We start from the raw sequence: 19889 nt of genomic DNA on the forward strand, positions 1-19889 counted from the left end.
GAACAATAAAATGCCTGAATTTGTTATGGAAATTGGGTTTGAGGAAATGCCTGCTCGCTTTCTTCAACCTCTTACTACTGAACTGAACCAAATTTTTCAAAACGCTCTCAGTAAAAAAATGATCAGCTATGAATCAACGAGGGCTTACTCCACTCCAAGAAGACTTTGCATTTATGTATCAGCCATGGCGGAACATCAGGACTCAAAGCAGGAGCTGGTCACAGGACCGCCCTGTGCCATAGCGTTTGATGAAAACAATAATTTGACCAAAGCTGGCCAGGGGTTTGCCAGATCGCAAAACATTGATGCTGAAAGTTTGTTCAGGCATAAGACTGACAAGGGTGAATACCTGGCAGTCAATAAAACTATTGGTGGACAAAAGACAGCCTCGGTTCTGCCGGTAATTTGTGTTGAAGCAGTTCAGAGTTTGAACTTTCCTAAAAAAATGCGCTGGTCTGACGCATTTACTTTTGGACGTCCAGTACGCTGGATCCTGGCTCTTTTGGATGATAAAGTCATTTCTTTTCAAATCTCTGATGTAAAATCTGGAGCATCAACTTACGGGCACAGAGTCCTGGGGCCAGGCCCATGGCAGGTTTCATCAGCTGCTGATTATTTTTCCATAATCAGTAAGCAGGCTGGAGTAATCCTCGATGTTGAGCAGAGAATGAATATTATCAGGAACAGGTCCAAGGAACTGGCAGATGAAGTAAGTGGAAACATAGTAGAAAATGATAATCTAATCAGAGAAACAGCCAATTTATCAGAATATCCTAATCCTGTTCTTGGCAAATTTGCAGATAAATATCTTGAGCTGCCCAGGGAAGTTTTGCTTACCAGCATGCAAGCTCACCAGAAAAGTTTTGGTCTTGAAGATGCAAACAGCAAATTGCTGCCATATTTTTTGACTGTTATTAATAATCAGCCACAAGATGTTGACCTGGTTCGCAAAGGCTGGGAAAGAGTGCTTAAGGCAAGGCTGGAAGATGCCATGTTTTTCTGGAATGCAGACAGATCTGTCACCATTCAGGATAGACAGAACAAGCTTGACCGGGTGGTATTCCTTGCTCCGCTGGGTTCCATGGGTGACAAGGTCAGAAGAATGGAAAAGATAGCTGATTATCTATGTCAGGAGCTCGGAATAGATTCAAAAGATAATATCTCCAAGGCTGCCCTTATATGCAAGTCTGATCTGGTATCAGAAATGGTGGGGGAATTTGCTGATCTTCAGGGTATAATGGGAGGTATTTATGCACGGCTTGAAGGCTATCCTCAAGAGGTATCCAGGGCAATTTATGAACATTACCTTCCCACCGGGCCTGAATCAAAGGTTCCTGAAACTCTTGCCGGAGCCATTATATCCATGGCGGATAAATCAGATACCTTATTGGGCTGCTTCGGTTTGAACATGATTCCCACGGGGGCTGCTGATCCTTATGCGCTTAGACGTCAATCCCTTGGGCTAATCAGAATTATATTAGAATACAGGCTTGATTTGAACCTGCAAAGACTTTTTGATTTCTGTTGTAAAACTTATCAAGGCATTGAATGGAAACAGGACCTCCAAAAAGCCCAGGATGATCTTTTACGTTTTGTAGCTGTCAGACTAAAGGCTTTCTGGCAGGGCAGGGGAGTGAATGGCAAGTTTGTTGATGCTGTGCTGCAGGCTGGAACTGATAACATACTCACAGCAGAAAAACGACTTGATGCTCTAATCAGGTTCAGCAAGCATGCAGGCTTTGAACCGGCAGTTCTTACATTCAAACGAATTGACAATATAATCCGCAAGCAGGGCGTGGATACAGGGTTTGATCTTGCAGACAAATTTAAATCAGAACTTGTTCAGGACAAATTTGAATCAGCCCTGGCTGATGAAATAATGCAAATCCAGGCTGGATGGGATGAGCTGTGGGAACAAAAAGACTTTGATGCCCTGTTTGACCAGCTGCACCAACTGCGTCCTGTAGTGGATGACTTTTTTGATAATGTTATGGTTATGGCTGAAGACAAAGACTTGCGTGAGAACAGGCTCAACATGCTGAACATTCTTGCCATAAGACTCAGCAGACTGGCTGACTTTTCCGCCCTGCAGGTATAACCTGAAACGGACTTTGTCTGCATTCCATTATGACTTTAGTTATTTTAGCTTGACATGAAAATCTATTTGCTATAACGGTAAAAGGCTTTAAGGGAAACAGCAGCAAAAGACATAGTTTTTCAGCACTTGCTGTTTATGGCAGATGCATAATTTTTCATTTTAGCTTAACAATCATACAAGCATTGTGAAATATGCGAAATGCTGGCTGGACTCTTAGATACTTGGAAATTATTTTTGTAAATATTAATATTGATTAAATAATCAGGAGGTTTTTACCTTGGCCAACCATAAGTCCGCATTAAAAAGACACAGACAGAGCCTCAAAGCAAGAGAACGTAACAAAGCAGTCAAGACACGTGTTAAAAACGCTACCAAAGCTGTCCGGGCAGCCATAGAACAAAAGGATTCAGAATCTGCCTCAAAAGCTTTACAGCTTGCAGCTTCCTGTATTGATAAAGCAGCCAAAAAGAATGTAATCCACTGGCGTGCTGCTTCGAGAAAAATTTCCCGTCTGAGCAGGGCAGTTAATAATATTTAATAAAGAACGGATGTTTTATTTCAGCCTGAAAAATAAAAAGCTGATAACATGCAGTGGGCAAGTACTCCGAACTCACTTGAACAGCAATCGTTTTTTCAATGGCTAATGTTTGAAACAATCTAGTCCCATGCCACATGCAAAAGGACAAATCTATTATATTTAAAAGGGCGAACTTCGGGTTCGCTCTTTTTTTGTTTTTTAGTAGCTTACCGTTTCAATCTGTAGAAAAAAATAAGATTTTTTTAACCTTGAAAGAGCAATGACGCCCAAGATCTTTATTCTTCAGCCTTCAGCCTTCAGCCTTCAGTCTTTAGTCTGAAAAGCAAGGTTATCGCCCAAACTTAACTATTCTTGTTTAAATTGGGTTGTGGGCACAGCCCGCGTGAGAATTTTACAATTAACTCAAAGCTATCAACTCTCAAATACCTTTCCTATCCAGCTGGACCAGCTGATTTGTTGGAAACTCAGCAACCAGGCTCACCGTGATTACCGCAACAGGACTGTAGTTTCCTGATCTTCAAAAAGTTATTGCGCAGATAAAGACCAGCTTTCTCTGACAAAGGCATAGGCTTTTTGAGGTTGCTTATAAAATCTTTCAAATCCGGCTTTTCATTTCCAGAGCACATATTTTCTCCTAATGCGGCCTTCGAGAACTGGCATCCCTTTGATTAAATTCATTTGTGTCAGATAGTGCCCAAACAGAGTCAACCCAGCCATATGGTCAGGTGTCAGGATAAAATCCATACCCTGCCAGTAATTCACTATCATCTGCGGACTAACCCATGGGTCAGGGTAAAGTTGAGCTAAACTCTTAAAGTTGTCGGACAGAGACTGTGCACTGCTCATAAGAGATTCATGCAATTTTTCAATTAGCCCGGTTTTGACCTGCAAGGCATGCTGATTGACTATCCATAGAGCAAACACGAAGGGCAGACCTGTAAAATTTTTCCACTCCCTGGCAAGATCAATAATGTAAAGATCAGGTCTTTGATCAATATATATCTTAAGCGCATGATTGCCAATTTCCAGAAAAGGTAATCTTTCAGACCCGGAAGTGCCGGGTACGGTTTTTTTCCATTGCGGTTCCGGCAACTTCCAATAAAAGTTCCACAGCACCTTGAGCAAAGCTACAGAAGCTGCTGAAGCGCTGGTTATAAGTACCGGCCCTCCTTTTTGAATGTGTTTTTCAAGCTGCTCAAATGGAAAAGGCAGACAAAAAAGCACACTTTGTACTTCATTACAGGCACCAATCCCCAGATGAGGCAGAACACTGTATTGCTCCGCACGAATCAGGTATTCATAAGAAGAGGACGGGGAAACATCAATACTTCCCCGGGCTAACCCTTCATTAAGCATGGAAGGATGTCCGGCCTGGAACTCTATGCAGTCGGTCAGGGGATCATCCTGCAAAAGTTGAAAAAGGGGCCAGATATTTAGATAATCTATCCGGCCGACACATAGTTTATCCATGGTGAGAATGTATTTTGGTGACCAGGTTCAGGCAAACAAAAAAGCCAGGCCCAAGGCAGCCGGGGAGGGCGCTTAAAAAGCAATAACTTTATCAGCCATGTTCATACTGCTGATAATGTCCAGCATATTTGTAGTCTGGCCAACCCTTTTTTTCGCAGTGAGAGCAAAAAATTCTAAACAAGTTCCGCATACAAGTAAAGATGCATTTTCCTGTTCCAGCTTGCGCAGACTCTCTAAGGCAGGGCTGCCTTCTACACTCAGTTTAACCCCTGAATTGACCATAACTACCTGCCACAAACTGTCTCCCATTTCCGGCAAGGTGCTCAGAAAACTTAGCATGAGCTTAGATCCAAGCTCATCATCTCCGTTACCGATTTTATCACTTGATAGAAAGACAAGTATGCGATTATCATGTTTAGACTGATTCTCAGGTGCTGTTTTCTCAATAAGTGGTTCTGCAGATGAAGATGAACGTGTGGCAGCAATGACCCAGTTGCTGTCATCATCTTTTTCAGGTTTATGTAATTCGTATCCCTGATGGGCGAGGAACCTGGATACATTTTCCAAGGCTGGGTCATTATCAACCAGCACGGTTATTTCAGATGGATTGTCATTCTCAATAGCTTCCTTGCACTTAAGTACTGGCTGGGGGCAAGGCAGACCCTGGCATTGAATTTTTTTTTCTTTAGACATAGAATCACCTTTTGGCGCACCATATAACACTTCAACGAAACTAAAAAAAACTCTGCGTTGTGTACAAATTGGGGGCAGGCATTACTGCCGAAAAAAGTTTCAGACAGCTTTAGAATTCCGGCAGTATAAGAGCCTGCATCCGGGCCCAGAGTATAGTTGTCGCTGTAGTGACAGGCAGCATCCAGTTTTTTATTTCAGTTAGCATCAAATTGATGGAAAAAGTTTATATGCACAACTTTTAAATATATGCTCGTTGATATACCTCGGTCAAATAGGTAATATTAATAGATTTTCAAGATATCCATAGAGAATATCAATACTTTCAGGCATGGGCATAACTTTTTCGTTTGCCTCAATTTCCAGAAAAGGGACCATACACAGCCATGGTAAAATAATAAAAAAATGAAACTTAATCTGAACAACAAATACATTTATTCAGGCCTGACTTTGTTCATGAGGTTGTGGTCCTGTTCTCTCAATTATTCAAGAGTCAATTATCCCGAGGTTTTGGAGTTGCGCAAACAACATCCGGTGATCTTTGCTATTTTCCATGGGGAGGTATTTCCTCTTTGCTATCTGCACCGAGACGAAGAGATAACTGTTCTGGTCAGCAAGAGCAGGGATGGGGAACTTATAGGACAGATTCTTGCCAGGCTGGGATTCAACCTGGCACGCGGGTCAAGCTCAAGGCAGGGGTTGAGAGCATTGCTTGAAGCATCCAGAATGATGAAAAAACACAAAACTGATGTAGTGTTTACCGTTGATGGCCCAAGAGGCCCAAGACATAAGTCCAAACCCGGTATAATATATATGGCATCACGCAGCAGGGCGTTTATTATTCCGGCAAGGGTGGCCATGAGTACAAAAATCGAGTTTCAATCCTGGGATCGTTTCAGGCTTCCCTGGTTGTGGTCAGGATGCAGGGTGATTTATGGAAAACCATACAGAGTTCCTGCCAGATTAAGCTCTGAGGAGATTAATATCAAAACGCAAGAACTCGACCATAAACTTAAAGCCCTGCTTTAAGTTTGACTGAGCCAGAATCCGGTCTTTTGACAATCTTGTTTATAGTACCTGGCGGAGAATGTCCCAATTCCCCAATATGAGACTATTCTCCAATGTGGAGGCGGCTTCCAGCCGCCTGGTCTTTAACAGCCTGCAGGATGCAGGCTCCACTTTAAAGACTGTTACTCACAAGTTCGGTCCCGGTCCCCTCGGATGAGGCGCTTTTACTTCCAAGTCACATCACTGACTGTTTAAATACTCTGCAATGGTTTTACTGTCGTTTGAAGAAGCAGACATCTTCAGTTCTTTTGATTGTCCACTGCAACGAATCTGTCCTTTATCAAGGCTTACTATCCCCGCGGACAAAACCTTTGTGTATGGAATCTGCTCTCTCATTTCCAGAAATGATACACGTTCCGGAAATATAATCGGAGTCGCTTCACCGGCAAAATCTTCAAATATTATATACTTCATTTTTTCTCCCTTGGTTTGGTTGTAATTATAATTAAAATAGAAAAGAGCCACTGTCTTTTGAAGATCCCATTCTTGCATCAATGGCATCAAGGCGCTGACGAGCTGCTTCCTGCTGACTTTTTCTTCCCGCATTTTTCAAAACATTTTCAAAAAGATTTCTGGCAGTATCCAGCATTCCACGCTGTTCATAAATAAGACCAGCGCGATACATGGCAGTTACTGCCCAGATATTTTGTTCAGGAAACTGCCAGGAAAGACGCAGGTAGTAGTCAAGAGCTTTTTCCAGATTACCCTGGTGCTGCTCTCCCTCGCCGAGCCAAAAAAGAACTTCGGCCTGTATCTCAGTAGAAACATTGTTTCTGTCATCCCATATGGCCTCAAGGATGTTTTGAGCTTGAACCCATTTCTGACTTTCCTGAGCGAGCAGGGCCAGTCTCAGTCTGCGTTGATGAGACAATATGTCCGGATCCTTTTCTAAAATTGTCAGATATGTTTCTAAAGATTCATCTTCACGTCCCATATCCATTAAAATACCTGCCTTAGCCTCAAGAAGCTCCATCTGCCTTGGACCTTTGGCAAATTCTTCGGAAATACTTTGCAGATATCTCCATGCAAGATTTTTGTCTGACTCCTTATAAGCATGTTTGGCCAATGCAAGAAAAGAGCTTTGACCAATTTCAGATTGAGGAAAAAGAAAAGCCAGGGTTCTGGCTGCCTGCATATTTTGACGGTTTATAAAAGCATCTTTGTAAAACAAATAGTTTAGAGCGTAATCAAAAGGATAATGATTGTATAGTTTAGATACCTGATTAATGTCATGCTCCCAAAAATCAGCCATATTAGCTGGGTCGGGATTGAAACCAGCGCTGTTGAGAACTTCTTTTAAAAAAGGATAGCGAGCATCAGGCAAATTTTTCATTTCAGACATGTCCTTCCACAGCAGGGCAGCAGCAAGATACAATGTATAGGGAAGGTCGGGTGCATTGGAAAGGGCGTTTCTCCAGGCATTTTGATTATCGCTTCCAGGTTCCTTCTGCAGTTCAAAAACAAACTGCAAAGCCTGAAGCCTTCCACGAACCAGGTTAGGAAGAAGGGCGGATGACAATTCCTGTCTTACAATATTTAAGGCTTCTGAAGGATCCAACCCTTTAATTCTGCTTACAAACTGATTCCAGGAGTTGTCATTTTGTATTTCAAGGGCGTGATTTACTTTTGCAAACTCCATAAGATGATCAAGGTAAACATAAGTAAATTCTCTGCTTTTATCACTTCGTAAACTTGCATCCCATCGTTCAAGACTTCCTGATCTCAGAAAGTTCTGATAGTTCTGAAAAAATGATCGCTTATCTCTATCCGTTATGGAAGACAGCATTGCCTCAGAAAGCGTCCAGTGCTCTATACTCCACAATGCCATGGCTCTGGCAATATAGATCTGATCAGAAGATGGGGGGGCAGATGTTATGTTCCTGGTCTCAATGGGAATTGAGACAGCCTGCCAGAGCTTATGGTCTGGCCAGGCAGCACGAGCCAGAAGCACAGCCTGCTCCATGATTGAGTTACGACCTTCAGGAATAGAACTGGGTTCCAGGGTGTGAAAATACCATCTTTTCCAGACGTTGGCCCATAAATTGTCAAGTCCAGGTTCATTACGCATGAGTTTTGCACTATCATCAAGCCCCAAAAAACCTGACGCCTCAATCACTGCCAGAATCGTCAGGTCAAATTCGCCAAGCTTTCTCAGAGCTCTGTGCCTGATCCACTCAAGTTTACCCTGAAGTTCATCCTGTCCATCAACATGAACCTGTTTCAAGATAGATAGAGCAGCATCTGGATTTCCCATGGAAACAAGTGCATCTGCATAATCAATCTGTCCAGCAGGCCCGGCTTCACGTTCTCGAATACTCATGGCATAGACATCAATGGCTCCATAATGCCTTAGCCACTCATGATAAGATTCCAGGTTGTCCAAGCTGGACGTATGACCTGGAGCTGGTAAAAAAATGAATAAAAATAGGATCAGAAAAGTCAGTGTATTTTTCATATCTGCCTCTTGAAGCGGTAAAAAATTTTCTTGTCAAAATCATGGACAGGGAAGATACATCCCTGACAGCCCAGGTGTCATTTCTTCCAGGAACCAAAGGAGTATCCTTCTTTTTTATAGCACCTCGCGGGGACTGTCCCAATTTCCAAATATGGGACTGTTCTTCAAGGTGGAGGCGGCTTCCAGCCGCCTGGAGTTAAATAGCCTGCAGGATGCAGGCTCCACTTTAAAAACAGTTACTCACAAGTTCGGTCCCGGGCCGCCCGGGTGAGGAGCTTACAACATGATGAATAGTTACGAATGCTGAATAAAATCTTTTGATGAACTGTTCAAGCCCCCTTCTTGGTATCTTGAAAATTTTATTAAAGTTTACATAATTTACATTATGGGACAAATAGGTTTCAAAGGCAGGGGGGCAGCAGGCACAAAAAAACCGGCTTCTCCTTGCGAAAAAGCCGGTTTTAAACCAAGTTTGGTGTCAGGGATTATTTTCTGGTTGACCAGTCCTTAAGAAAGGCTTCCAGACCAATGTCTGTGAGTGGATGTCTGGAAAGCTTTTCAATTACCTTAAATGGTATTGTCGCAATGTCCGCACCCATAAGAGCTGACTCCATCACATGTCCGGGATGTCTGATGCTGGCCACAATTATTTCAGTATCAAAAGCATAGTTGTCATAAATGCTGATAATGTCAGAGACCACATCCATGCCATTTTGACCAATATCATCCAATCGTCCCACAAACGGACTTACGTAAGCGGCTCCAGCCTTGGCTGCAAGCAACGCCTGCAAAGGAGAAAAAACCAAAGTCACATTGGTTTCAATGTCCATACCGGACAAGGCCTTGACTGCTTCAATTCCAGGCATGGTCATGGGAATTTTGACTACAACATTAGGCCCGAATTTAACCAGGTCACGTGCTTCACTGATCATTTCTTTTGTTTCAGTAGCAATCACTTCAAGACTGACTGGTCCAGGAACAAGTTCGCATATTTCAGCAGCCACTTCCTTCCAGTCTTTTCCTTCTTTGGCCATCAGGCTGGGATTTGTGGTAACTCCGTCAACCATTCCATATTGAATGGCCTGCTTGATCTCCTGGATATTGGCTGTATCAATAAAAAATTTCATTTTACAACTCCCTGTGATTTAAAAGTTGGATAATGGCACCCTCACGCGCCTGGTATCGAGTTACTGATCCTTATCAGTGACATCTTCAGCACCAATTCTCTTAATAAACTTGTCCCGGCAGTCATAGCTGCAAAAACAATGAACCTTATCCTGTTCTTTTACCCTTATGTCACTGTTTTTATCAACATAAGTGCCGCAAACAGGATCTTTGACCATGATTCCATTGGCAGCCATTTTTTCCTGCTCTTTTATGGTCATGTCCTTTTTCTTTTTTTGATCATTGATGAGCAGTTTGTATAAAATAAAACCAACAACAGCGAGAATAATAAATTTGAGCATGGCAATTTCCTTGAAGTGTATTTGTTTAGGTCTTTATCACTACAGCGACACCTTGAGCAAATTATCGCGTCGGCCACCGGGGACAGGCATAAAGTCCCCTGGCTTAATCTTTTATTTACGGATTATATCATCTTTGCAAGTGGTGCAGGAATAATCCCTGGTTTGAGAAATCTACTCCGGTTGAAAAATGGTATAGTCTTTAACTTTGTAGCAAATTTTGCCCAGCACCATACTGATATTATCTCCATCGGGAAAAGTAAAATCCGGACAAATTTCACGAAGCGGAACAAGTACAAACGCCCTCTTACGCATGGCTGGATGAGGAATAATAAGGTCATTAGTATTGATAATCATATTATCAAACCAGAGAATGTCCAGATCAATTATTCTCGGTCCCTTTTTCTGAATATCCAGCCGTCCCATAACCTTTTCAGTTTGTTTTAACAATTTTAAAAGGTGTTCAGGCGTAGTAAGGTCATCCACCTCCAGCTCAACGACCTGGTTGTAAAACCACGGCTGTTCTTTGACATCCTGAGGTTCGGTCTTGTAGACTTGAGATACCTTCCCTACCCGCACACCTTTAAATCGAGAAATAGATGCAATTGCATTTTCCAGATTCTTGCTGCATAATCCGAGATTGGAGCCAAGGCTTAAAAAAACTTTTTGTGCCACTGTTCATCTGTATTCTGTTTTAGGAATAAAGAGTATCGTTGCCGTATCAAAACTATTTAGCGCTTTATTTTTATCAGAGCAAGTTGCAAAGTTTGAGCTGAAGTTGGTCCCGGAGTGCTTGTCCCCTGCTTACCTGCAAAAGGGCTTAACTATTACCTCTTTTCTTATATGGATATCCACACCAAAACCAACTCACTTATTGAGAGCTTTCTGGAGCATATTTTAGTTATCAAAGGTTTGTCACGAGCAACAGTAAGTTCTTATGCTGAAGATTTGGCCGCGTTTCAAGGTTTTCTTTTAGAAAAGTCTCTTCAACTCAATAAGGTTAGTGAAAACTCTATTTTTATTTATCTAATGCACCTGCGCGGCAAAGGACTGCAAAGCAGAAGTCTGGCCAGGCACATGGCTACCCTGCGCGGCTTTTTTTCTTTTTTGAAAGAATACAATCATTTAGATAATAACCCCACAGGTATTCTCGAAAACCCCAAACTGCCCAAATTGTTGCCAAAAGTTCTAAGCGTTGATGAAGTGGACAGTATTATCGACCAGCCTGATACTGCCACAAAGCTTGGTGTACGTGACAAGGCAATGCTGGAACTGCTTTACGCTGCAGGCCTGAGAGTTTCAGAAACAGCCTCTCTAAAGGTATTTCATTTTGATCCCCAGACAGGGATTGTCAGAGTATGGGGTAAAGGAGGAAAAGAACGTCTGGTTCCCTTGCATATGACCTGTATGAAGTGGTTAGAAAACTATCTGCAGAACTGGCGCTCTCTTTTCACCCCCAAAAAAGACTATATTTTCCTGAACCGTTCTGGAAATGGATTGACCAGACAGGGCATTTGGAAGATGATCAAAAAGTACGCCACGCAGGCCGGCATTCAAAAGGATGTATCCCCCCACACTTTGAGACACTCTTTTGCAACCCACCTGCTGGAAGGTGGTGCTGATCTGCGCACTGTGCAAATATTACTGGGACATTCCGATATAACAGCCACTGAAATATACACCCATATCCAGGCAGACAGGCTTAAGCCTGCACATGAAGCTTTTCATCCCCGATCCAAAACCAAACCTCGAAAAATCATTCCATGAAAAAAGAAAAAATCAAGGCTCCAACAGTTATTACCTGTCATGTTAATGCTGACTTTGATGCGTTGTCTTCCATCATTGCAGCTGGAAAAATTTATCCTGACTCAGTTCTAATATTTCCCGGAAGCCAGGAAAAAAACCTGAAAAACTTCTTTATTCAAAGCGCGACATATCTATATAATTTTATGGCATTTAAAGATATTGATCCGGAAAGTGTAAAGCAGTTAATTGTCGTGGATACCAGGCAAAAGTCAAGGGTCAAACATGTAGCCCCCCTTCTCGACAAAAAAGATATTGAAATTCACCTTTATGATCACCATCCTGATTCTGAGGAAGATATCCATGGCAAGCTGGAAGTAATTAAACCCTGGGGATCCACAACAGCCATTATCTCGGAAATTCTCATGGAAAAGGAAGTTGAGCTTACTGAAGATGAAGCTACTATTCTCGGGCTGGGTATTTATGAAGATACCGGGTGCTTCACCTTCAACTCTACGACAACTCATGACTTCAAGGCTGCATCATGGCTTCTTTCTCAAGGCATGGACCTGAATATGGTTTCTGACTTGACCAACAGGGATCTTTCAGCCGAGCAGATTTCAATACTTAATGCTCTTCTTGAGTCTGCCACTTCCCATAAAATAAATGGAATTGACGTTGTGGTGGCTGAAGTTTCCCTGGACCATTATGTTGGTGACTTCGCCCTTCTGGCTCATAAACTTCTGGATATGGAAAATATCAGGGTTCTGTTTGCCATTAGCAGAATGCAGGACAGAGTTCATGTAGTGGCCAGAAGCAGGACCACGGATGTCAATGTTGGTAAAATATGTTCTTCCATGGGAGGAGGCGGGCATTCATTTGCAGCTTCCGCCACTATCAAGCATAAGTCACTGACCCAGGTTAAAGATGAGTTATTCGGTCTGCTTTACTCCCAGGTCAATCCTCAAATACTTGTCACTCATCTTATGTCTTCCCCTTCGGTTAGTGTTGAGGAAAATAAAAGCCTCACTCACGCTTCAGAGATCATGACCAGGTTCGGACTTAAGGCAGTGCCGATTATCAGCAAGAAAGACGGAATCTGTACCGGCATCCTGGAACATCAGACTGCTGACAAGGCTGTTGGACATGGGCTGGGTAAAGTATCCATCAAAGAATATATGATTACTGATTTTAAAACTCTGACCAGCAATGATGATATTTATAATGTTATGGAAATCATCATAGGTCAGAGACAACGCCTGATTCCCATTGTTGAAGATGATAAACTCACAGGGGTTGTGACCCGGACTGATCTGATAAATAATATCATCAAAGAACCGGCCCGCATTCCAGAAACCCTGCTTCCTGAAAAAAAGCGAGAAAGAAATATTAAGAAGATTCTACGGGACAGACTTCCTGATAAAATTTACAACCTTTTGGATGAGTGTGGCAGGATTGCCCGGGATATGGGTTATGAACTCTTCATTGTGGGCGGTTTTGTCAGAGACATTCTGCTGGACAGGGACAATCTTGATGTTGACCTTGTAGTGGAAGGTGATGGAATTGCATATGCCAGAAAACTGGCTACCGAGCTTGGAGGACGGGTACGGGCCCATCATAAGTTTCAAACCGCTGTGGTGATTATGGACGATGAGCAGAAGATTGATGTTGCTACAGCAAGGCTGGAATACTATGAACACCCTGCTGCCCTGCCCACTGTGGAACTTTCTTCCATAAAGATGGATCTATACCGCCGTGATTTCAGTATAAACGCCCTGGCAGCCCACCTTAATCCTGATAACTTCGGCAAACTTGTAGATTTTTTCGGAGGACAACGAGACATAAAGGACAAGGTTATCAGAGTGCTACACTCCTTGAGCTTTGTAGAAGATCCCACCAGAATTATAAGAGCCATCAGGTTTGAACAGCGTTTTTCTTTCAGAATTGGGGCCCAGACTGAAAAACTTATAAAAAATGCGGTGGACCTCAACATCTTTCATAAGCTCTCTGGAAGCAGAATATTTCATGAACTGAGGATGATTTTCGAGGAAAATAACCCTCTTGGATGTATTTCCAGAATGGAAAACTTTGGTCTCTTGCGTAACATTCATCCCCTGCTTAAACTTACTCCAGGTATCAATAATATTATGCTGGAAACAGAAAAAGTGATCAACTGGTTTCAGCTGCTTTATACCGAAGAAGTATTAAACAAATGGATGCTTTATCTTTTGGGCCTGCTTAACACCATAAACGATACCCAGGTCAAGATTATTTTCAACAGGTTTAATCTTTCCCAAAAGCAGGAAAACAGTTTTTTTATTCTCAGAGAGCAGATTAGGGATGCAGTTGCTAAGCTTTACAGATGGCACAAGGAAAAAGGCAGGTTAAGTCTCTTAAGTGATATACTTGGACCTCTGCCGATAGAAGGACTTCTTTTTGTGATGGCCAGAACCAAAAGCGAAGAATTGAAGAAAAAAATATCTTATTACATAACAAAACTAAGAAATATTGAAACCCAACTCTCAGGAAAAGACCTTAAAAACATGGGTATAGAGCCTGGTCCTGTTTTTGGAAAGATCCTGCATGAGCTTAAGTCGGCGCAAATAGACGGGCTGCCATGTGATAGACAAACACAAATAGACTGGGTGAAAAATCATTATCCTGATGAACTGCCCAAAGAATAATAATTCATCATGGCCCTCTCACAGAAGTAAAACTTTGTGAGGGCTTAAGTTGCCCTTAGTTCTATTTCCAATCTTTCACTCAAGCGCTCAAACTCATACTCAATCCGCTGGCCCAGGTCTCGATACAACTCAATATCGCCATTTTTTCCGGCCTCTTCCAGTTGTTCGCATACATCAGCCAAGGCCTGGGCTGAGATGGTCATGGCTGATCCCTTAATAGCATGAGCATATTCCTGAACACCAATAGAGCTGCCTTCTGCTATAACCCTTGCCATTTCCACCATTCGCTGTCTATTCTGTTCAAGAAAACCTTTAAGAATATTTACTGCCAGTTCTTTGTCACCACCAACCCGATTCATATACATGGACATGTTAAAAACATAGAGATCAGAGTCAGTTTTTGTAGCATCATCTGGATCTATACTGATTTTTTCTACAGCCTGAGAGCTGATTGCCCTGCCGTTAACTTTCTCTTTCAACACTGTTTTTTGAGTCTTAGCACTCTGGTTACCGTCCTGAGCCGGCAACCATTTTTCCAGAATTTCAGCCAGTACATCTGGCTCCAGCGGCTTGGTCATATAGTCATCCATTCCTGCTTCCATGCACTTTTCACGGTAACCCTGCACTGCATGGGCAGTAAGAGCGATGATGGGAATTCTTGACTGACGAGGTTCTGATTTGCCGGCAGTATTATCAATATCTTCAGTTTCTGCATTTAATTCCAGTTTGCGAATCTCTTGTGTTGCTGTCAAACCGTCCATCACCGGCATCTGCATGTCCATGAGGACCAAATCATAGGGAATGGTCTGTATGGCCTGGACTGCTTCGGAGCCATTAGTCACAGCATCAGCGGATAGACCCAGGTTGTTCAGCATGGCCAGTGCCACCTGCTGGTTGATATGATTATCTTCTGCCAGGAGAACGCGGACATTTAAACGGGAAAAATCTTTCTGGTCCTCAGTATTTTCCCTGACCATCCTTAGAGCATGTCCCCCTTTTAATTCCTCCATGGCAGGCAGTGCAGATTCCTGAGCATCCTGGTCATATTGCAGCTGAACAGTAAACCAGAATGTAGCTCCTTGCCCCTCGATACTTTTTACACCTATCTGACCGCCCATCATTTCTGCCAGCTGTCTTGAAATAGCCAGGCCCAATCCAGTACCGCCAAATCTTCGAGTTATGGAAGCATCCACCTGAGAAAAGCTTTGAAACAGATTGTCCACCTTGTCTGCAGGAATTCCTATGCCGGTATCCTGGACAGTGAAAAGAAGGGTTATGACTGAAATACCGGCATGTGGATCTTCTTTAGGCTGGTGCCCTTTTGAATTGAGAAAGTCTTTGGATTCAGGCAGTTCAAAAACATCTGAAACACTGTCTGCAGAGCTATGTTTATGATCTGCAGCATTGGATGAAGTCAAAATCTCAGGTATTTTTTCAGCCATGCTCACTCGAAGCACCACCTCCCCCTGCTCTGTAAACTTTATGGCATTGCCGACCAGATTGGTCAGGATCTGCCTGAGTCGGCCGGAATCCCCCAACAGAAGGTCCGGAACGTCTGGATCTGCAGTGCATATAAACTCCAGGTCCTTTTCCTCGGCTTTAAAGGCCATCATGGACGCAAAATTATCCAGCATGTCCCTCAGGCTGAAATTCAGATCTTCCAAATCCAGCTTGCCTGACTCAATTTTAGAAAAGTCCAGGATATCATTGATCAGAGACAGCAGGGCCCGGCCACTGGAACGGGCTGTTTCTGCATAACGTCGCTGAGTTTCATCGAGCTCTGTGTTAAGAAGCAGGCCGGTCATTCCAATGACCCCGTTCATGGGAGTTCTAATTTCATGGCTCATATTAGCCAGAAAATCACTTTTTGCCTTATTGGCTATATCTGCCTGATTTCTCGCTATTATCAGCTTCTCCTGATCTCTTTTTCTCTCAGTGATGTCCTGCTGTATGCCAAACCATCGACTGTCACCATTATCAAAAAAAACAGGAGTCGATTCAATAAGGGCAAAGCTTTCCTCACCTTCAACGATGATCCGGCCTTCCCAGGAAAAACGTTTTTGTTCCTGGTAAGCCTCTTGGTTATGCAAAAAAAAGTTCTCCAGATCCTGGGGATGTATTGCCTGAAAAGCAACTTGGGCATCAGCCAGCACATCTTCACGGCGAATTTTATTCATGGCACACCACCCGTCGCTGACATACTCAAATTTCTGACTTCCATCCGGCCTTATCCAAACTACATATACACCCACCGATACATGTTCTACCAGATCGTTAAAGCGTTTTAAGCTCTCACTCAATGCCTCTTCAGCACGCTTGCGGTCGGTAATATCGGCCAGTACACCCTCCCAGACAGTTGATCCATCGGAAAGTGTGCGTGGTTTGGATTCAGCGGTTATCCATTTGACTTCACCATTGACCACAACCCTTGTTTCACCGAAAAATGGTTTCTTTTCCTCAAAGGTTCTTGCATTAAGGGCAATCCAGTCATCAAAATCATCAGGGTGAACACATGCAAACGCCTTCAGCGGATCAGAGACAGCCTCCTGGCGGGTCAGTCCTGTCAGTTCAAGAAAACGGCTGCTCATGAATGCAAAGCTGGCCATACCCCCATGGGGAGGCTGCACCATGGTATAGGTGCCCACGGGAATGTTTTCGGTCAGATCATAGGCTGTCTTCTCCAGTCTTTTCTCCGCGATGCGCAACGCCTCTTCGGCCTGTTTCCGGGCGCTTTGGTCGTACATGTAGCTGCGAATAGCAGTCAGGATACCATTTTCATTGCGAATCAACATATTGAAGTCATAAACCCAGATGTAGCGCCCATCTTTAGTCTTTACCCTGTAAGACTGTTCAAATGAGTCACTATTATTTTCAACCTCCATCTGGATTTTTTTAATGAGCTCTTCCCGATCATCAGGATGGACAATCTTTATAAATGAAAAATCTGAATTAAGCAGCTCTTCCGGGCTGTATCCAAGAATATATTCAACATTGGACGAGACTCTTGTTAAAGGCAGGTTATCGTAAGGTTCAGAACCCCACTCCATGGTGAATACCGGTCCTTCGGCAAAAAGGTTACGTTCCTTTTCCAGTTCATCCACAGCTTTCTTTTGTTCAGTAATATCTCTGCTGATACCGAAGATGCCGCATACATCTTTTTTATCGTCAAAAATTGGCCATTTATTGGTCTGGACATAACCCTTTTCACCATCTGCAGTATAATACGGGTTAACTTTGTTCAGAATGGGGATTCCTTCTTTGAAGACAGGCTTTTCTTCCTCATTGTATACTTTAGCAGTTTCATGTGGAAATACTTCAAAATCGTGCTTGCCTATCATTTCTTTCCAGTGATTATGGCTGGTAATATCGGCAAGGGTTTGACTGCAAAAGAGGAATCGACTGTTGATGTCTTTGTAATAAATAAAATCACTTGTTTGTTTGAGAATAATTTCAAGTCCGTGACTCAGGAGGTGACGTTCTGTCCTGGCTTTGTCCATTCTGTAGAGCATAAAAACTATGAGTGCAGTAAAGGCAAGGATAGTCAGGGCAACAAGCAGGTAGGTCCAGACCAGAGGGGTCAAGAGAAACGGGTAAGTACTCCAGCCTGCAGAGGGTATCCCGGCAACCTGCCAGCTTCCGTAGGGAAGTTCTATCAACTGGGTTAGAGGATCACTTTCAAAAACCAGAGAATCTCCCCAAAAAATATCTCCCTCAGGCCCGAGGGCGTTTCTCCCTCTGATGGCCATGCGCAAAGCTTCATGGTCTTCTGTAATCCCTGCCCCCGAGATAATCGCATCACTATTCATAACCACAGAGGCAAAACCCCAGAATTTGTCCTGAGAAGGGGCTTTTTCTTTGCTGTAGATGGGGATTCGGGCAATAATTCCCTCTCCTCCCTGGACAAGTGCAAGAGGACCTGCCAGTACAATTTCATTGATCTTTAGGGCCCGTTCAACTGCTTTCAACTGCTCGGGAACAGTTCTGTAATCTAACCCGATGGCAGCTTCATTACCTTCAATGGGATACATAAACTGAATGACCATGTCTCTCGCAAGACCGATGTTTCTTAAGTCATCCTCACCTCTGAACTGCACCTCCATGGCCCGGGCAAAATCATCCTGAGTCAGGTCTGGATTCATGGCCACCAGGGCCCTAACAGCAGATACTTTATGAATATTTGCGTACAGCCTCGACTTAAGAGATGCTGTCATGACCTCAAGTTCCTGTTGAACTGTTGCCATTTCCTGCTGTTTTAACCTTTCAGATTCAAAACGAACAAGCAGCACTCCAACTACCACAAACATGCATAAAAGAATTGCTAACAAAGCCGTGCCAAGATTAGCAAGGTTTCGTGCAGCCTTGTTGAAGGTCGAAGCTTGATCATGGAGAGATTGGCTTTCTTTTAAAAATAAGTCAGCAAATCGTTTAATTTCCATGCCATTATCTCCCCATTTTAAGTGGTTTTCAAACTGAAACGGTTCTTTATCCTTTTGGCGATGTCAATCTGCACAATTATTTGTCAACATATTGAGATACGCCTCCTCTTTCTTCCTTTGCGCCCTTTGCGTCTTGAGCTCGCCCGGTTGAATAGGCCTTCGGTCTACGGCAAAGCCGTATTCAACTGGGTAAATCTTCGAACGGGCGGTTAGAATCTCTTTTTTTTGAGTTGCCGGCATAGCCCGCATAAGACTATAAATACGGCTGCAAAAGCTTGAACGGCTCCGAGCCTACATTATATATCTTTCTGAGTTCATTTTTTGGAAAATCAGGATCACCTTCCAATTTCTGGAGCATTTCCAAACTTTCTTCATCTTTTAAAAAATCCTCCTTGGCGTCTTCCAAGAGAAGTTGAATATATTTGGAAACTTCTTTCTTGTGAGAGATGACTCCTTCCTTACTGAAGACGTTTTGCAGCCTCTGGTCAGTGATATAGCGAGAGAAACGCTGGTTGAGTGCAGAAACAATCGGGTGTTCGTCACTGGGTTTTGGAGTTTTAGCTTTTTTGGTCACCTCTTGAAATTTTTCGGTCTTCTTTTTTAACATAAAGGTGTAACCAACCGGCGAGAGAAGTATCTGCCTGTATGGTTTGATAACTATTCCTTCAAGAACGTTTTCCTCATTATAACCTTCTGGAGTTAACAATGAACTGACGCCTTCAACCGGAACATCAAGGGCGGCTTTCAGACCATGAAAAGTGCCCAGGCTGGGTGCTATATAGTGTTCAAGGTTTAAGGAATGCATTATTGCTTCAAACTCTCGGTGAGGCAACAAAAAACCATCCCTGCGCAGATCAAAGAGTCGAAAATCACGTTTTTTTCCGTAAAAGACACCCTTGTTGACTCCGGGTCCGAACAATTCGCCGTAAACCTGCCAGGACATATTTTCATCATTGGCTTTTCTAATGAAATGATCCATTAGAAAATTATGATCATCTGCAAGGACTACTTCGCGCAGGCCGAAAAAATCTTCTTCCGGTTCGAGCACTCTGTTTCTCGAAGCAAAATACGGAGTACTCCCAGGATCGAAAATAATACTGAAGTTTGTTCCGTGAATTTTCTCCAGAACAATATATTCTTCCTCCTCAAGGTTTGGATGAAACTCCTTCCAGCGTTCAATGCTCTTAATTTGATAGGTGTTGTCCATACTGGGGTATTTTTTAAACATCTCATTACCTCCTGTT

14 protein-coding genes are annotated in these 19889 nt (G+C 43.0%); 5 read left to right on the forward strand and 9 right to left on the reverse strand.

Annotated features, from left to right (window positions below):
- The first annotated feature begins 10 nt into the window (after window positions 1-10).
- Both glyS and rpsT read left to right on the forward strand, forming a co-directional pair.
- Window positions 11-2098: a glycine--tRNA ligase subunit beta gene (glyS, locus tag LZ23_RS02495; RefSeq protein ID WP_045211314.1), complete on the forward strand. Its 2088-nt coding sequence runs from the start codon at window positions 11-13 to the stop codon at window positions 2096-2098.
- 277 nt (window positions 2099-2375) lie between these two features.
- Window positions 2376-2636: a 30S ribosomal protein S20 gene (gene rpsT / locus LZ23_RS02500; RefSeq protein ID WP_045211316.1), complete on the forward strand. Its 261-nt coding sequence runs from the start codon at window positions 2376-2378 to the stop codon at window positions 2634-2636.
- 609 nt (window positions 2637-3245) lie between these two features.
- Here rpsT and LZ23_RS02505 read toward each other — a convergent pair.
- Both LZ23_RS02505 and yedF read right to left on the reverse strand, forming a co-directional pair.
- Window positions 3246-4106: a menaquinone biosynthesis protein gene (locus LZ23_RS02505; protein ID WP_045211317.1), complete on the reverse strand. Its 861-nt coding sequence runs from the start codon at window positions 4104-4106 to the stop codon at window positions 3246-3248.
- A gap of 72 nt (window positions 4107-4178) precedes the next feature.
- On the reverse strand, window positions 4179-4799 hold the full coding sequence (yedF, locus tag LZ23_RS02510; protein ID WP_045211318.1) for a sulfurtransferase-like selenium metabolism protein YedF: 621 nt from the start codon (window positions 4797-4799) through the stop codon (window positions 4179-4181).
- Between the two features lie 402 nt (window positions 4800-5201).
- On the opposite strand from yedF, the gene LZ23_RS02515 reads away from it, so the two are divergent.
- Window positions 5202-5825 (forward strand): lysophospholipid acyltransferase family protein, encoded by a 624-nt coding sequence (locus LZ23_RS02515; protein ID WP_052507048.1) that lies wholly within the window; start codon window positions 5202-5204, stop codon window positions 5823-5825.
- A 219-nt stretch (window positions 5826-6044) separates the two neighbouring features.
- Here the strand turns inward: LZ23_RS02515 and LZ23_RS02520 are convergent, their stop codons facing one another.
- The 5 genes from LZ23_RS02520 to folK all read right to left on the reverse strand — a co-directional run bounded on the left by LZ23_RS02520 (window position 6045) and on the right by folK (window position 10457).
- A complete protein-coding gene (locus LZ23_RS02520) occupies window positions 6045-6278 on the reverse strand; it encodes a hypothetical protein (protein WP_045211386.1) in 234 nt (77 codons plus the stop codon).
- A gap of 31 nt (window positions 6279-6309) precedes the next feature.
- Window positions 6310-8319: a tetratricopeptide repeat protein gene (locus LZ23_RS02525; protein ID WP_045211320.1), complete on the reverse strand. Its 2010-nt coding sequence runs from the start codon at window positions 8317-8319 to the stop codon at window positions 6310-6312.
- A gap of 485 nt (window positions 8320-8804) precedes the next feature.
- Window positions 8805-9446, reverse strand: a complete 642-nt coding sequence (gene fsa / locus LZ23_RS02535) for a fructose-6-phosphate aldolase (RefSeq protein ID WP_045211324.1) — start codon at window positions 9444-9446, stop codon at window positions 8805-8807.
- A gap of 60 nt (window positions 9447-9506) precedes the next feature.
- Entirely contained in the window at window positions 9507-9785 is a 279-nt protein-coding gene (locus LZ23_RS02540; RefSeq protein ID WP_045211326.1) for a YHS domain-containing protein, read from the reverse strand.
- A gap of 171 nt (window positions 9786-9956) precedes the next feature.
- On the reverse strand, window positions 9957-10457 hold the full coding sequence (gene folK, locus LZ23_RS02545) for a 2-amino-4-hydroxy-6-hydroxymethyldihydropteridine diphosphokinase (protein WP_084590866.1): 501 nt from the start codon (window positions 10455-10457) through the stop codon (window positions 9957-9959).
- A 168-nt stretch (window positions 10458-10625) separates the two neighbouring features.
- Between folK and xerD the strand changes: the two genes are divergently transcribed.
- Both xerD and LZ23_RS02555 read left to right on the forward strand, forming a co-directional pair.
- Window positions 10626-11549: a site-specific tyrosine recombinase XerD gene (gene xerD / locus LZ23_RS02550; RefSeq protein ID WP_045211327.1), complete on the forward strand. Its 924-nt coding sequence runs from the start codon at window positions 10626-10628 to the stop codon at window positions 11547-11549.
- Window positions 11546-14209 (forward strand): CBS domain-containing protein, encoded by a 2664-nt coding sequence (locus LZ23_RS02555; protein ID WP_045211329.1) that lies wholly within the window; start codon window positions 11546-11548, stop codon window positions 14207-14209. The genes xerD and LZ23_RS02555 overlap by 4 nt, the downstream gene beginning before the upstream one ends.
- 44 nt (window positions 14210-14253) lie before the next feature.
- On the opposite strand, the gene LZ23_RS22155 is transcribed toward LZ23_RS02555, so the two are convergent.
- Together LZ23_RS22155 and LZ23_RS22160 are read right to left on the reverse strand one after the other, a co-directional pair.
- Window positions 14254-18645, reverse strand: a complete 4392-nt coding sequence (locus LZ23_RS22155; protein ID WP_052507049.1) for a PAS domain S-box protein — start codon at window positions 18643-18645, stop codon at window positions 14254-14256.
- Between the two features lie 253 nt (window positions 18646-18898).
- On the reverse strand, window positions 18899-19873 hold the full coding sequence (locus LZ23_RS22160) for an RNA ligase family protein (RefSeq protein ID WP_052507050.1): 975 nt from the start codon (window positions 19871-19873) through the stop codon (window positions 18899-18901).
- Window positions 19874-19889 lie beyond the last annotated feature (16 nt).

Origin of the sequence: Desulfonatronovibrio magnus, assembly GCF_000934755.1 — a bacterium.
Taxonomy (GTDB): domain Bacteria; phylum Desulfobacterota; class Desulfovibrionia; order Desulfovibrionales; family Desulfonatronovibrionaceae; genus Desulfonatronovibrio; species Desulfonatronovibrio magnus.